The 16743-nt window shown below is 69.6% G+C and carries 4 protein-coding genes and 1 pseudogene; 2 read left to right on the forward strand and 3 right to left on the reverse strand.

Annotated features, from left to right (window positions below; translation table 11 throughout):
• Positions 1-120 precede the first annotated feature (120 nt).
• The 3 genes and pseudogenes from ACFXKN_RS12550 to ACFXKN_RS12560 form a co-directional block, all read right to left on the reverse strand.
• Positions 121-6003, reverse strand: a pseudogene (locus ACFXKN_RS12550) (amino acid adenylation domain-containing protein); the annotation flags it as partial.
• Positions 6004-6092: 89 nt separating this feature from the next.
• Positions 6093-13748: an amino acid adenylation domain-containing protein gene (locus ACFXKN_RS12555; RefSeq protein WP_378953612.1), complete on the reverse strand. Its 7656-nt coding sequence runs from the start codon at positions 13746-13748 to the stop codon at positions 6093-6095.
• A gap of 235 nt (positions 13749-13983) precedes the next feature.
• A complete protein-coding gene (locus tag ACFXKN_RS12560; RefSeq protein ID WP_379432994.1) occupies positions 13984-14733 on the reverse strand; it encodes a M23 family metallopeptidase in 750 nt (249 codons plus the stop codon).
• A gap of 383 nt (positions 14734-15116) precedes the next feature.
• Here ACFXKN_RS12560 and ACFXKN_RS12565 point away from each other — a divergent pair, with 383 nt between their 5' ends.
• Positions 15117-16163 (forward strand): NAD(P)H-dependent flavin oxidoreductase, encoded by a 1047-nt coding sequence (locus tag ACFXKN_RS12565; RefSeq protein WP_378953608.1) that lies wholly within the window; start codon positions 15117-15119, stop codon positions 16161-16163.
• A gap of 71 nt (positions 16164-16234) precedes the next feature.
• A complete protein-coding gene (locus ACFXKN_RS12570) occupies positions 16235-16627 on the forward strand; it encodes an SCO5389 family protein (RefSeq protein WP_378915780.1) in 393 nt (130 codons plus the stop codon).
• Positions 16628-16743: the final 116 nt, after the last annotated feature.

Raw genomic sequence — 16743 nt, forward strand, 5'->3', positions numbered from 1 at the left:
CCGGCGGCCGAGTCGGACACAGCATAGCCACACCTATATAGCTACTGCCGACCGTCGCCGAGGTGTGCGCCACGACACACCAACTCTATCGCAACAGGATCGTAATGCCCATGGAGTCCGTTACGGACGTGTATCGCCGGATCCGTCCACACCCGCGACGACCTGCGCAATTACCGGTCCGGACGTGGCTATCGACACAGCGTCGAGCAGCTGCTGGTGGGTGGCATCGACCGGGTGGTCAGCAATGATCCCGCTGACGAACGGCCGCCATCGCGAGGCGCCGTCCCCCAGCTTTTGGGGGGTCCGCATGGCGGTGAAATAGGTGAGATCGCCCTCGAATCGGGCGTGTTCGAGCTCGGTGAGTAACGCCACCGAGTGCAGCGCGCCGCGGTACATGCCGACGAATTGCGCGCGCGAGATCGGCGCGTCGCCCGCCAGCGCGGCGTGCAGCGATTCCAGTGCCGCATCGCCCAGTTCGGTGAGCTGGTCGGGTAGCTGATGCTCGGGTAAGCCGAGTTCGACCAGCACATGCCGCAATTCGGTACCGAAATCGGCCAGTGCGGCGCCGGGGAGGCTGTCGAGCATCGTCAGCGACGCCACTGTCTCACCCTCGGCTTGCAGGCGGGTCGCGACCGCCTGCGCGAGCACACCGCCGAGGGACCAGCCGAGCAGCTGATAGGGGCCGTGCGGTTGGACGCCACGGATTTCGGCCAGGTAACGGTCGACCAGTTCGCCGGCTGATGTGGGCCGGAATTCCGGGTCGCTCAGCGCGGGTGACTGGATGCCGACAACGGGCTGGTCGTCGGGCAGATGCGGCACGAGGCCGGCGTAGGCCCATGCCAGGCCGGAGACCGGGTGCAGGCAGATCAGCGGCGGGCGGGTGCCGCGGCGGGCGATCGGGAGGACGACCGCGAGTGCGGCTTCGAGGTCGGTGTCGGTGGCCGGGCCGTCGCTGATTCTCGTTGCGAGACCGGCGACGGTCGGGTCGGCGAAGAACGCGGCGACGGTGAGTTCGACGCCGGTGTGTTCGCGTAGGTGGTGCACGACACGGGTGGCCAGCAGCGAATTGCCGCCGAGAGCGAAGAAGTCGTCGTCGAGGCCGGGGGTTCGCGCGCCGAGAACCTCGGTGAAGAAGGCGGCTACGGCGATCTCGTGCGCTGTCTCGGGTGCGCGGTAGCGGCGCGGTTCGAGTACCGGCTCCGGGAGTGCGGCTCTGTCGAGTTTGCCGTTCGCGTTCAGCGGGAGGTGGTCGAGGACGACGAAGGCGGAGGGCACCATGTAGGACGGGAGTACCTGCGCCACTGCGGCTTTGGCATCCGCGGCGGTCAGCGTTGTGTCGGGCGCGGGGACAACGTAGGCGACCAACCGGTCGCCGAGTCGCGGATCCGTCGTGGCGAGGACCGCTGCCTGGGCGATCCGCGGTGCGGCGAGTAAGGCAGCTTCGATCTCGCCGAGTTCGATGCGGAAACCGCGGATCTTCACCTGGAAGTCGGTGCGACCGCGGTATTCGAGTTCGCCATCGGCGGTCCAGGCGACGAGGTCACCGGTGCGGTACATGCGTGCGCCGCCGTGTTCTCGGCCATCGGGGTTCGGAGCCACGGAGTCGTATGGCCCCGCAACGGGCTCGTCGGCCGATGCGCCGAACCCGGCGAAGGGGTCGGCGACGAAGCGGTCCGCGGTGAGGTCGGGGCGGGCGAAGTACCCGCGAGCGAGCTGCGCGCCCGCGAGGTACAGCTCACCCGCGACACCTACCGGAACCGGGCGCAGCCGGGCGTCGAGAACGTAGACGCGGCTGTTCCATTCGGGTCGGCCGATCGGAACCGTGGTCCGATCGGCGGTGGTGACGCGGTGGTCGGTGATGGAGACCGCGGCCTCGGTGGGGCCGTACAGGTTGTGCAGTGCCGCCGAGGTTGTCGCCAGGAAACGCTGGGCGGTCGCGGCGGGGAGGGCCTCGCCGATGGCGAGGACGCGGCGCAGCGAATTCGGCAGAGCGCCTGCGGATTCGGTGATCAGCGCATCGAGCATCGAAGGCACTACATGCAAGGTTGTCACCGAGTGCGCGGCGAGCACGCGGAGCAGGTAGGCCGGGTCACGGTGGCCGTCGGGGGCGGTGATCACCAGGCGGCCACCGCAGATCGCGGCCGACCAGAATTCCCAGACCGAGAGGTCGAACGTGGCGGCGGTCTTCAACAGGACCGAGTCGTCGCGGCCGAGACCGAAAGCGGCTGTCTTCCACAGCAACTGGTTGACGATCGCGCCGTGCGAGACCGCCACACCCTTCGGCTTGCCGGTGGAGCCGGAGGTGAAGATGATGTACGCCGTGCTCTCCGGGCGCAGCACGCCGATCCGCTCGCTCGCCGCGATCGGCGCGGTCGAGACCGCGGACACGTCGATGGTGTCGACGACGATCACCGGCACCGACGCGCCGGTCACGCCATTGTGCGCGAAACCGTCGCGTACGGTGGTCAGGACACCTGCGGGGGCGGCCGTGTCGAGGACGTGCGCGATACGGTCGGCCGGTTGATCCGGGTCGACCGGAACGTAGGCGGCTCCGGCCTGGGTCACCGCATACATCGCGACGACCAGGTCGGTGGAACGTCGCATCGCCAGGGCAACGCGGTCCTCGACTCCCACGCCCTGCGTGATCAGGTGTCGCGCGAGCTGATTCACGCGAGCGGCGAGATCACGGTAGGTGAGCTGTGCGCCCTCGGCGTCGATCAGCGCGAGGCCATCCGGATTTGCCGCCGCGGTATCGGCGAACAGCGAGGCCAGCGTCGCGGACGGGCAGGGGTAGTCGGTCGCGTTCCAGTCGTGCAGGATTCGTTGCCGCTCGGCATCGGAGAGCAGGTCGAGCTCGTCGACGGGGCGCTCGGGCGCGGTGGCGATCGCGGTGAGAACCCGGGCGAACCGATCCGCGTAGGCCTGGGCGGTCGACGCGTCGAAAAGGTCGGTGGCATAGGTGAATACGCCGCTGATCCCCTGCGCGACTCCGGCACTGTCGTAGGCATCGGCGACGATGGCGTGCAGATCGAACTGGGATACCGCCAGGTCCACGTCGACGCCCTCGACCGCGGTCTCGCCGAGTTCGAGGCCGGTGCGGCTGAGGTTCTGGAAGGACAAGCCGACCTGGAACAGTGGATGACGGGCCGTGGAGCGGGCGGGGTTGATCGCCTCGACGAGTCGCTCGAACGGGAGGTCCGCGTTCGCGAACACCTGCAGGTCGGTATCACGTTGGCGGGCAAGGAGTTCGGTGAACGACTCGCCGGCGGCGAGGGTGGTTCGAAAGACCAGGGTGTTGACGAACATGCCGATCAGGTCGTCGAGCGCGGCCTCGCCGCGGCCGGCGATGGGAGTACCGACGGCCAGATCGTCGGTACCCGCCAGCCTCGCCAGGGTCACCGCGAGGGCGGTGTGCACGACCATGAACAGCGTCGCACCATGCTTGCGCGCCAAAGCCAGTAGGGCGCGGTGGGTTTCGGCGCCGACCTCGATCGGGACGCGACCACCGGCGAAGGACTGCACGGCGGGACGCGGCCGGTCGGCGGGCAGGTCGAGCTGGTCGGGCAGCCCGGCCAGCGCATCACGCCAGTAGGTGAGCTGGGCCGAGGCCAGCGACTGCGGGTCGTCCTCGCTGCCGAGCAGGGCCCGCTGCCACAGCGCGTAGTCGGCGTACTGCACGGCCAGTGGCGCCCACTCCGGCGCGCTGCCCGCCGAGCGTGCCGCATAGGCGAGCATGAGGTCCCTGGTCAGCGGCGTGAGCGAAGAACCGTCACCGGCGATGTGGTGCACGACCACCGCGAGCACCGATTCGTCGGCGTCGAGCTCGAACAGCGCGACCCGCAACGGCACCTGGCCACGCACATCGAATCCCGACGAACCGAACTCGCGCATGGCGGCGGTGAGCTGATCGGGCGCGATCGAGCGCACCTCGAGCCGCGGCGTCGCCTCGGTCTCGGCCAGGATCTGCTGGATCGGGCCGTCGTCGGTCTCGGGATAGATCGTGCGCAAGGTCTCGTGCCGGGCGACGAGGTCGGCCACGGCCGCGCGCAGCGCCTCGACATCGATGGCGCCGTGCAGCCGCACCGCCATCGGGATGTTGTAGGCGACCGATCCCGGGTCGAACTGGTTGAGGAACCACATCCGCTGCTGGGCCAGCGACAGCGGGATCCGCGCGGGCCGCTCCCCCGCCGTCAGCGCGGGACGGGCACCCGCGCCGGCGGATTCGGCGAGTCGCCGTGCCAGTGATGCCACCGTCGACGCCTCGAACAGCAGCCGGACTCCGAAGTCGGTGTCCAGTGCGGCGCCGAGGCGGGCGGCGACCTGGGTGGCCATCAGCGAGTTGCCGCCGAGGGCGAAGAAGTCGTCGTCGAGGCCGAGCTGGGTGTCGCCGAGGCCGAGTACCTGAACAAAGGTGCCCGCCACGATCTGCTCGACCGGTGTGGTGGGAGCACGGAATTCGGCATGTTCGAGGATCGGCGCGGGGAGCGCCCTTCGGTCGAGTTTGCCGACCGGGGTGAGCGGGATGGTGTCGAGCTCCATCAGCACGGTCGGCACCATGTGCGCGGGCAGACTGCGCTCCGCGAAGGCGGTGAGTGCGGCGGTATCGATGATCGCACCAGGCGCCGCATGCATGTAGGACACCAGAATGGTTGCGCCGCTGTCGAGTTCGTGGCCGACGGTGACAGCGAAGTCGAGACTTTCGTGCGCCGATAGCACCGCGTCGATCTCGCCGAGTTCGATCCGGAAACCACGGATCTTGACCTGGAAGTCGTTGCGGCCCACATAGTCCAGCGCACCGTCGGCGGTCCAGCGGGCCAAGTCGCCGGTGCGGTAGAGGCGAGAACCGGCCGGGTCGAACGGATTCGCGATATATCGCGAGGAGGTGAGGCCGGGGCGGGCGTGGTAGCCGCGGGTCAGCTGGGCGCCGGTGATGTAGAGCTCGCCGGTGACGCCGGGCGGAACGGGGCCGAGCCGGTCGTCGAGAACATATTCGGCCACGCCGTTGATCGGGCCGCCGATGGTCATCGGGTCACCCGGTTTCAGCGGCACACTGATGTTGGTGACGATGGTCGTCTCGGTGGGCCCGTACACATTGCGGAATTCGCGCAGGGTCCCGTCGGCGAGCGGAATCGCCCAGCGCCGCACCAGATCCGGCGGAACAGCCTCAGCACCGACCGCCACCACCCGGAAGTCGTCGAGCCCGTCCGGGTCGATCGAGGCCAGCGCGGCCGGCGTGATGAAAACGTGGCTCACCCGCTCGCGCCGCAGCAGGGCGGCCAGATCGTCGCCGCCGTACACGCTCGGGTCGACGATCACCATCGTGGCGCCCGCGCCGATCGCCAGCAGCAGCTCGAGCAGCGAGGCGTCGAACGAGGGTGAGGCGAAGTGCAGAGTGCGCGAGCCGGATTCGACACCGAGGTGCCGCTGCTGTTCCGCGCTGAATCCAGCGAGCCCGGCCTGGGTCACCGCGACACCCTTGGGCAGGCCGGTGGAGCCGGAGGTGTAGATGAGGTAGGCGAGGTCCTCGGCTCGAACCGGACGAAGCCGGTCTGCCGAGGTGATCGCCTCGCCGGAGAGATCGTCGAACGGCTGGCCGGCGTCGAGTTCGAGCCATTCCACCTGTGTGGGGAGGCCACCGGCGACAGCCGCGACGGTCAGTCCGAAGACCGCGCCGGAGTCGGAGACCATGTGGGCTACGCGGTCCGCGGGGTAGTTCGGGTCGACGGGGACGAAGCCCGCACCTGTTTTGGTGACGGCCCAGATCGCAAGGACCGACTCGATCGAACGCGGGATTCCGATGGCCACCAGGTCGCCCGCGCCGATGCCGCGGCCGATCAGCAGGCGGGCGATGCGGTTGGAGCGGGCGTCGAGTTCGGCGTAGGTGAGGCTGCCGATGGTGTGGGTGGCGTCGGCGAGGACGACCGCGAGACCGTCGGGGTTGGTCTCGACCGCGGTGGCCAGCAGCTGCGCCAACGCGGTAACGCGCGGGCGACGTGTACGTACCGGTCGGGTTCTCGCCGGTCGTGTCATAGCTGTTCCACCTCACCCATCACCGAAACTTGTTGTCCCGCAGCGGGCCCCGAGCACGGGGCTCAAGCCACCGGAGCGCGCAGATCGCCGAGTACCAGCACTACCCCGGCCGCTCCCGGGTTGCCCGGTGCGGCATCGTCGGCGATCAGCGCCTGCAGATCGCCGAGCTCGGCGGTGTCGACCGCCTCGATCCCCGCCTGATCACCGAACAAGTGGGTTACCCACTCCTCGGCCAATGCCGCCGACAATCCGATGCCAGCACCAGCGGCGATCCCTGTGTCCGAGGGCCCATTCGGAGCCCGGACCGCCGACGCGCCTGCGACGCCGACGGCAGACACCTGCGCCGACAACGCATCCGCACCACCCGCCGACCGCACAGCCGCAGGCCTGCCAGCCGACAACCGACCGTCCGCGACACTGGGCACCAGCACCATCGACGCACCCGCAACACCCGCGGCGACCGGCTCGACCAGCGCGGCGAAGGTGTCGACAGCGCCATAGCCGAAGGTTCGCGCTTCGAAGGTCAGGTCGGTGTCGGCGCGCACCTGCGCACCCGCCGTGGCGAGTTCGTCGTAGCTGCGGGTGCCGTCGGCGCCGGCGAAGGCCGGATCGCCGCCACGCAGGGCGCGGGTGCGATCGGCGTAGGTGACCGGGCGGGCGGACTGGGTGGACAGTTCGGTCTTGATCGCCGGGTCGTCGAGTGAGATCCAGTCGACCCCGCGGGGTTCGCCGACGGTGATACCCAGCTTCGCGGCGGGGTCGGCAGGCAGCTCGGCGCCGGTCACCGGGACCACGGTCGCGCCTGCCTTGAGGATCGCCCAGACCGCCGTTGCCCAGTCGATGCCGCGCGAAAGATCAACGGCCACCGCGTCTCCTGGTCCGAAACCCCGGCCGATCAGCAGGCGGGCCAGGCGGGCGGAGCGGGCGTCGAGCTGGTCATAGGTCAGCGCGTCGTCGCCCCAGACGAGGGCAGGGCCGTCGGGGTCGTCTTCAGCGGCGGCGGTGAAGGCCTGCGCGAGCGTGGTGCCGCCCGACGGGGTGCTCGGCGCGGGCGCCTGTGCCGCGCCGGCGAGCAGCCGGGCACGTTCGGACTCGTCGAGGATGTCGATATCGCCGATGCGGATCTGCGGGTCGGCGGCGACGGCGGTGAGGATGCGGGCGAAGCGGGCGCCGATGCTGCGCACGGTGGCCTCGTCGAACAGGTCGGTGGCGTAGTTGAACAGGGTGACCAGCTCGTCGGGATCACCGGCGGCGGTGAAGCGCGGTTCGACGTCCACCTGCAGGTCGAACTTGGCCGCGACCGCGGTTTCCAGCGCGTTCACGGTGAGGCCGGGCAGTTCGAGCGCGGCCGCCTCGTTGTTGCTGAAGGTGAGCGCCACCTGGAACAGCGGGCTCTGAGCACTGCCCCGACCCGGCGCGACGACCTCGGCGACCCGCTCGAACGGCAGGTCGGCATTGGCGAACGCGCCGAGATCGGTCTCGCGGGCCACGTCGACGGCCTCGTCGAAGGAACCGGCCGGATCGAGTGTGGTGCGCAGCGTCAAGGTGTTGACGAACATGCCGACCAGCTCGTCGAGCGCCCGCTCACCCCGCCCCGCGACAGCGGTGCCGATGGCGATGTCGGAGGTGCCCGACAAGCGGCCGAGCAACACGGCCAGCGCCGCGTGCACGACCATGAACAGCGACGACTTATGTTCGCGCGCAAGGTGATTGAGCGCTGCATGCACCTCGGCGGGCAGGCGCAGCTCGGCGGTGGCACCGCGCAGGGTCGGCACCGCCGGACGCGGGCGATCCTGCGGCAGCTCCACAAGCGGTGGCACGTCGGCCAACTGGTTGCGCCAATAGTCGAGCTGAACGGCGGCAGGCGATTCCGGCTGCTCGTCGTCCCCGACGGCCGCCCGCTGCCACAGCGCGAAGTCCGCGTACTGGACTTCCAGCGGCGCCCACGCCGGGCTCTGCTGCGCGGCACGGGCCACGTAAGCGGTCATCAGATCGCGCGCGAGCGGTGCCAGCGAGGCGCCGTCGGCCGAGATGTGGTGCACCACAACAACAAGCAGCCAGTCGGCCGAGCTGCCGTCGGTGAGCAACCGCGCGCGCAGCGGAACCTCACGCGTCACGTCGAAGCCCGCGCCTGCCAGTTCGGCCGCACGAGTGAGGATGTCGGTGGTCGTCTCAATCTGGAGCCCACCGGGCAGCGCATCGGCCGCGGAGAGGACCACCTGGACAGGCATCCCATCGGCCACCACGACGCCACCCGCTGCGGCGTCACCACCGACTGGTCCACGACCGGCGTCACCGGATGTGACACCGTCGATCCCAGCGCTACCGCGTGCGGGCTCGTCTCGCCCGGAACCCGCGGAGACGGCGACGCCGTCCGAGGATGCGCCGCCATCGGCCACGGCCACGCCTTCAGCATCGACGTCGACTCGACCGGCGCCACCCCGGGAAACGGCGTCACCGGCCACCGGGAAGAAGGTGCGCAGGGACTCGTGGCGGCCGAGCACGTCGATAACCGCGGCGTCGAGCGCGGTCACGTCGAGCTCGCCGGTGAGGCGGATCGCGAAGGGGATGTTGTAGGAGCCCGAGGTCGGGTCGACCTGGTTGACCACCCACATGCGCTGCTGTGCCAGCGACAGCGGAATCCGTTGCGGGCGTTCGGTAGCGACCAGCGGCGGCCGTGCGGCGGCACCGCTCGCACCACCGATGCGCGCGGCCAGGGCCGACACGGTGGGTGTCTCGAACAGGTCGCGGATGGCGAGGTCGGCGTCGAGCGCCTCGTTGATGCGGGCGATCGCGCGGGTGGCGAGCAGCGAGTTGCCACCGAGGGCGAAGTAGTCGTCGTCGGCGCCGACCCGGGCCATGCCGAGCAGTTCCGCGAAGACCCCCGCGACGATCTCCTCGGCGGGGGTGCCGGGCGCACGGAACTCGCCCGCGGTGAAGGCCGGGGCCGGGAGCGCCTTGCGGTCGAGCTTGCCGCTCGGGTTCAGCGGGAAGCTGTCGAGCACCGTGACGACGGTCGGAACCATGTAGGAGGGCAGCGATTCCGCGACGGCCGTCCGCAGTGCCGCGGGGTCGGGCTGTTCGCCGGGGCGCGCCACCACGTACGCGACCAGATGCTGACCCGATGCGGTGTCGAGCACCAAAGCCACGGACTGGCTGACCACGTCCTGCGCGAGCAGGGCGGTCTCGATCTCGCCGAGCTCGATGCGCTGACCGCGGAACTTCACCTGGAAGTCGGTGCGGCCCAGGTATTCCAGCGCGGGCCCGGCCGACGATCCACCCCAGCGGACGAGGTCACCGGAGCGGTACATCCGCGCGCCGGGCTCGAAGGGGTTGGCGACGAACCGATCCGCGGTCAGACCGGGGCGGGCGACATAGCCGCGCGCGAGCTGGTCACCGGCCAGGTACAACTCGCCCACCACTCCGGCGGGCACCGCGCGCAGCCGCGAATCCAATACGTAGACACGGGTATTCCATTCCGGCACGCCCATCGGCACCGAACCGCGATCGGAATCGCTTGCGGGCCAACGCGTCACGGTGACAGCAGCTTCGGTAGGTCCGTACAGGTTGTGCACCCGCGCCGTGCAGACGCGGGCCACGTCGGCCACGGTCTCGGTGGGCAGCGCCTCACCGGCGGCGAACACCGCGCGCAGACTCGGAATCGAACCGGCGCTGGTGTGCGCGGCGAACACCGAGAGCATCGACGGAACGAAGTCGGTGAGCGTGACACCCTGCGCCGCGATGGTTTCGGCGAGGTACACCGGATCGCGGTGTCCGTCGTGGGTCGACACGACCAGCTTCGCGCCGGTCCGCAGCGGCAGGAAGTAACCCCACAGCGACACGTCGAAGGTGGCTGGCGTCTTCTGCAGGTACACATCCGACGGGCCGATCCCGTACTCGGCGCCCATGTACGCCATCTGGTTGACGATCGCCGCGTGCGACACCGCCACACCCTTGGGCCGCCCCGTGGAACCGGAGGTGAAGATGACGTAGGCCGGATTCCCGGGCCGAACCAGCTCGGTCAACTCGACCGGCGCGGCCGAGAACTCCTCGAGCGCAACGGAATCCACCAGGATCACCGGCACACCAGTGGGCACCTCGATCGCATCCGCGGTGGTGCTCAGGACAGCGGCGGGCGCGGCGGTATCGAGAATGTGCGCGATGCGATCGGCCGGATGATCCGGGTCGATCGGCACATACGCCCCACCGGCGGTCACGATCGCGTACATCCCGACCACCAGGTCGAGCGAGCGCCGAACGGCGAGCCCGACCAGGGATTCCGGCCCGACGCCCTGTGTGATCAGCAGACGGGCGAGCCGGTTGACCCGCTCGTCGAACTCCCGATAGGTCAGCTCGGCGCCCTCATAGGCGAGGGCGACGGCATCGGGATATTCGGCCACGGCACGCCGATAGCCATCGAGCAGCAGTTCCGGCGCGAGGTCGTGGCGAGTGTCGTTCCACTGCACCAGAATTCGGTCCAGCTCGGCAGGCTCCAGGAGCTCGATCGCACCGAGCGGCTCGGCCGGTGCGGCGACGATCCCGGCCAGCAGCCGCTGGAACCGATCGGCGATCCCGGCAATCGTGTCCGCGTCGAACAGATCGGTGGCATAGGTCAGCCCGACCGCGATGCCGTGCGGCGCACCGTGGCGATCGGTGTCCTCCACCATCTCGAACTGCAGGTCGAACTTGGCGAACGGCATGGTCAGCTCGACGCCCGCGACGGTCAGTCCGGGCAGTTCGAGTGCGGTGCGTGCCATGTTCTGGAAGGCGAGCATCACCTGGAACAGCGGATGCCGGGCGGTCGAACGGGCCGGGTCGAGCAGCTCGACCAATCGCTCGAACGGCACGTCGGCGTGGCCGAACGCCGCGACATCGACCGCGCGGGTCTGGGCGAGCAGCTCGTCGAAACCGGCTGCCGGGTCGACCTCGGTGCGCAGCACCAGCGTGTTGACGAACATGCCGATCAGGTCGTCGAGCGCGGCGTCACCACGACCGGCGACAGGAGTGCCGATGGCGATATCGGTGCTGCCGGACAGCCTGGCCAGCAGTGCCGACAGCGCCGCGTGCACCACCATGAACAGCGTCGAATTGTGCGTGCGCGCAAGCTGATCCAGCCCGGCATGCACCTGCGCCGGAATCCGGAAGTCCAGGCTCGCACCACGGTAGGAGGCGGTCGCGGGTCGCGGCCGGTCGATCGGCAGCTCGAGCTGGTCGGGCACACCGGCGAGCTGGGTGCGCCAGAAGTCGATCTGCTGGGTCAGGATCGACTCCGGGTCGTCCTCGGTGCCGAGCACCGCACGCTGCCAGAGCGTGAAATCGGCGTACTGAACGGCCAATTCGGGCCAGCCCGGCGCGCTACCCGCGCTGCGCTGGACGTAGGCGGTCATCAGGTCGCGAGTGAGCGGGCCCATCGACACACCGTCGCCGGCAATATGGTGCATCACGCAGACCAGCACGTGCTCGGTCGCGCTCAGCCGCAGTAGGCGCAGCCGCAGCGGCGGGGCGACGGTGACGTCGAAGCCCGCGCCGACGGTCTCGGTGACCAGGGCGGCGATCGCGTCCTCGCCTGCGTCGTCCGCCGCGAGGGTGGGCACGGCGCGCGGGTCCGACAGCGGCAGCACCAGCTGCGTGCCGACCCCGTCGACCGGCGGGTACATCGTGCGCAGCACCTCATGGCGCGCCACCAGGTCAGTGACCGCGACACGCAACGCCTCGACATCGAGCGCACCCGACAGGCGCACCGCGATCGGCATGTTGTTCACGGCACTGGCCGGGTCGAACTGGTTGAGGAACCACATCCGCTGCTGGGCGAACGACAGCGGGATCGAATCGGGGCGCTGCTGCGCGACCAGTTCCTGACCCGAACCGGTGCCGATATGGCGCTCCACGCGTTCGGCCAACCCGGAGACCGTACTGACCTCGAACAGCAACTGCACCGGCACGCGGGTGTCGAGTGCGGCCCCGATGCGCGTGGCTGCCTGCGCGGCCAGCAGCGAGTTACCGCCGAGCTCGAAGAAGTCGTCGTCGGCGCCGACCCGGATCTCCTCCGGCGCACCGGCGGTCAGCAACTCGGCGAAGACACCGGCCACCACCTGCTGCACCGGGGTAGCGGGCGCACGGAACTCGCGCACCGCGAAGACGGGTTCGGGCAACGCCTTTCGATCCAGCTTGCCCACCGGCGTCAGCGGGATCCGGTCCAAGACCATGATCGCGGCCGGAATCATGTAGCCGGGCAACGATTCCGCGAGGAACGCGTCGAGCGCGGCCACATCGACGGTGGCACCGGAACGAGCCATCACGTACGAAACCAGCGCTGTCACACCGGAAGGCAGGGTCTTGCCGAGGGTGGCCGCGAAGTCGATGTCGGGGTGCGCGGTAAGCGCGTTGTCGATCTCGCCGAGCTCGATCCGGAAGCCACGGATCTTCACCTGGAAGTCCGAGCGCCCCATGTACTCGATGACACCGTCACCTGATTCGCTGCGCCGCACCAGGTCTCCGGTGCGGTACAGGCGCGCGTTCGCGTCACCGGATTCGGTGCCGAAGGGGCTGGCGACGAAACGTTCCGCGGTGAGCGCGGGCCGGTTCAGATAACCCTGTGCCAGTGCGGGACCCGACAGGTACAGCTCGCCGATCACGCCCGATGGCACCGGCCGCAGCCGCGAATCCAGCACGAACGCACCGACACCGGCGATCGCGGCACCGATCGTCACCGGCGCGGCCGGATCCATCGGCGGGGTGCTGGTGGCCAGGATGGTGGCCTCGGTGGGGCCGTAGCCGTTGTAGAACTCACGCTCGCCGACAGCCCAGCGACCGACCAGTTCCGGGCCGAACTTGTCGCCGGCGACGACCACTACCCGCAGGTCGTCCAGGTCGGTCGGATCGACCGATTCCAGCGCGCCCGGGGTGATGAGCATGTGCGAAACCTGTTCGCGGCGCAGCAGATCCGCAAGCTCGAAGCCACCGAACACACCGGGAGGCGCGATCACCAGGGTGGCGCCCGCGGAGAAGGTGAGCAGCAACTCCAGCACCGACACGTCGAAGTTCGGCGAACACACGTGCAGCACGCGCGAGTCGGCGGCGACGCGATAGTGCGCGCGCTCGGCGGCGACCAGACCGGCCAGACCGGTGTGGGTCACCACGACGCCCTTGGGCTTGCCGGTGGAACCCGAGGTGTAGATGACGTAGGCCGGGTGCCGCTCGTCGAGGGTGCGGATCCGGTCGGTGTAGGAGATCGGGTGCGCGGGCTGGGCCGCGATGTGGGTGTCCGTCTCGGCGTCGTCGAGCTCGAGCCAGGTCAGCGCCGTACCGAGCACCTCGCGATGAGTGGCGGTGGTGAGCCCGAGCACCGCGCCGGAGTCGGACACGATGTGGGCGATGCGGTCGGCCGGGTAGTTCGGGTCGACCGGAACGTAGGCGGCGCCGGTCTTGGCGATCGCCCACACGGCGAGCACCGACTCGATACCGCGGGCGATGCCGATGGCGACCACGTGGCCCGGGCCGATGCCGCGGGCGATGAGCGCGCGGGCCAACTGTGAGGACTGCTGGTCGAACTCGGAGTAGGTGAGCTGACGCTGATCGGCGGGGTCACCGGATGGGTTGAACCGAACCGCGACCCGATCGGCGGCCGATTCGACGGCCCCCGTCAGCAACTGCCCGAATGTCGGACTGCTCGATCGGCGACGGCGGTTACCGCGGGCAGAACGACGGGCAGTTTCCATTCGGGTTCATTCACCTCTCATCGAGCCTGTACGCGCGCGGCGATCCCGCACCGTGCAGATCGAGCCATCATATAGACCGGCTACACATCAGCCGAGTCAGCGTGCCCCCAGGGCTCGGGGCCAGAAGGAGTATCGGACCGGCCCGCGAACGTGTTGCCGCTTCAACAGCAAAGTGACGGGGTTCATAAGAACCACCGTCACTCGCTCTACGGAGAAAGCTCCGCGCTCACCCCGCTCAGTGCGCGGAAGGGCCCCACTCCAGCGGCACGCCCTTGGCTGCGAGGTACGGAATCGGGTCCATCTTGCCGCCGGCCTGATCCCAGATCTCGAGGTGTAGGTGCGGGCCGGTGGACTGGCCGCGGTTGCCGACGGTCGCGATGACCTGGCCCGCGTTCACCCGCTGACCCTCACTGACCAGCATTTCGTTGACGTGGCCGTAGACCCCGGTGGTGCCGTCGTCGTGCAGCACCCGCACCCACAGGCCGAAGCCCGACGCCGGGCCCGCCTCGATCACGGTGCCGTTGGACACGGACTTGATCGGGGCGCCGATCGAGTCGGCGAAGTCGAGGCCGTAGTGCATGGCACCCCAGCGGGCGCCGTAGCCGGAGCTGATCGGGCCCGCGACCGGGCGCGCGGACTGCGGCGGCGCGACCTGGTGCTGGATGCCCTGGAGGATGTCCTCGACCTGCGACAGCGGGCCGGCGATCTCGGGGGGCAGGTTGCCGATGCCGAACGGCGCGGCCACGGGGGCGGCGATCGGCGCGGCGACCGCGTCCACCGGCGCGGGGGTCTCGACGTGCGCGGAGACCTGCTGCGCGGCGACGAGGGCGACATCCTGGCGGGCCGACTCGGGGACGACCGATTCCTTGACGCTGTCGTCGTGGGTCGGCAGCAGCGGCGCGGCGAAGGCCAGCGCCGGGGCGATCTGGGCAGTGACCCCGACCAGCGCACCCGCGGCGACCGCGGCGCTGGCGGCGACCCGCACACGATCCGAACGCGACGATTCGGCGCGGTGCCTGCTCCTGCTCGGGCTCCGGCCATCCGCGTTCGCAAGCAGAGCCTGCACGGAGATGGATTCGGGACCCACACGGTGCTGCGACAAGATCTCGTCCTAGCGTCCGACAACAAGGAAACGAAACCGGTCTGCGACCGGCCCGGAGACCACTTGCGCGATCCCCACTGCCGATCCGTGTGTAACGGTTCGGCATACGTTGTGACGGGAACTCTACCCCGCCGTGACCATTCCGCAACCTTCCGCCACGAAATCGCAGGTAGATGACGTGCCGCACAGTAACAATCACTGTGTCCAACCGGTCACACGCGCTGTCACCGGGCCTGAACACGGCCCCGACCGACCAGACTCGACCCATGGTGATCGAGACCCTGACTGCCCCCATCGTCGCCGCGCCCATGGCGGGCGGCCCGTCCACACCCGAGTTGGTGGTCGCCGTGGCGGCCGCGGGCGGGTTCGGGCAGCTCGCCGCCGGCTACCTCGGCACCGAGGCGGTGGCAGCGCAGATCGAGGCGACGAGGGCGGCCACCGCGGCGCCGTTCGGCGTGAATCTGTTCGCGCCGGGAGTGGTGGCCGATCCGGCCGTCTACGCGACCTACCTCGCCGAACTCGGCGCCGAGTTCCCGCTCGGCACCCCCGAGCACGACACCGACGGATGGGCCGACAAGCTCGATCTCCTCATCGCCGATCCGGTCGCGGTGGTCTCGACGACCTTCGGCTGCCCCACCGCGGTGGAGGTGGACCGGCTGCACGCGGTCGGCTCGGAGGTGTGGGTGACGGTCACCTCACCCGACGAGGCCCTGATCGCCGTCGACGCGGGCGCCGACGTGTTGATCGCCCAGGGCGCCGAGGCGGGCGGGCATCGCGCGAGCTTCCTCGACGACCCCGCCGACGATCCGACCGACCCGCCCGGCCTGCTGACCCTGCTCCAGTTGCTCACCGCGGTCACCTCCCGTCCGCTCGTCGCGGCGGGCGGGATCGCCACGGGCGCCGGGGTGGCCGGGGTGCTCGCGGCCGGTGCGTCGGCGGCGCAGATCGGCACCGCGCTGCTGCGCTGCCCGGAAGCAGGCACCAACGCCGTGCATCGCGGTGCGATCGGCACGCCGCAACCGACGATGCTCACGCGTGCGTTCACCGGACGTCGCGCCCGTGGGATCCGCAACCGCTTCCTCGTCGAACACACCGCCGACGCGCCGGCCGCCTACCCCGAAATTCATTACGCCACAGCCCCGTTGCGGGCCGCCGCACGGGCAGGCGGCAACACCGACGAAGTGAATCTGTGGGCGGGGCAAGCTCATTCACTGAGCACCGGGCAACCGGCAAGCGAACTGGTGACCGACCTGGCCGCCGACGCGAAAAGCGCACTCCGAAAAGCACTTTCGGAACGAATCCAGGGTTATTGACAACGGATATCGTTTAGACTCGGTCCTGGCATCGCATCCCGCCGACCACCCCCAAGCAGGAGGAGAGCGCCATGTCCCTCGATGTTCCCGCCGCATTACTCGAACGCGCCGAACAGGGCGATATCGACGACGCCGAATTCGTCGAATGTGTCCGTATCTCGCTGCCGTACGCATGGGAGGTGGTGAGCCGGGTCGCGGACGACCTGCGCACCGGCACCGATGAATACGCCGACAACCGGGTGCCGCCGCCGGACGAGGTGGCCCGCGGACAGCTGCTGCGCGCCTTAGCCTCCGATGCCATCCGCGGCGGCCTGGAACGGCATTTCGGCGTGAAGCTGGCCTTCCAGAACTGCCATCGGGTCGCGGCGTTCCCGCTGTCGGCCGTCGGCGGGGAAACCTACACCCGCTACATCAGCCCCCGCGCCCAGCTCCTGAACCAGAGCCCGGAACTGCGTAACTGCTGATCAACGAAGAAGGCGGGCGCGGAAGCAATTCCACGCCCGCCTTTTTTGCTCCTCCTACTACGTCATCGCGGCCCGCCCGATTCTGGACTGACTGGAGGGTGCGACGAAGGAGTACC

The sequence above is a fragment of the Nocardia sp. NPDC059195 genome (assembly GCF_042754695.1).
GTDB lineage: Bacteria > Actinomycetota > Actinomycetes > Mycobacteriales > Mycobacteriaceae > Nocardia.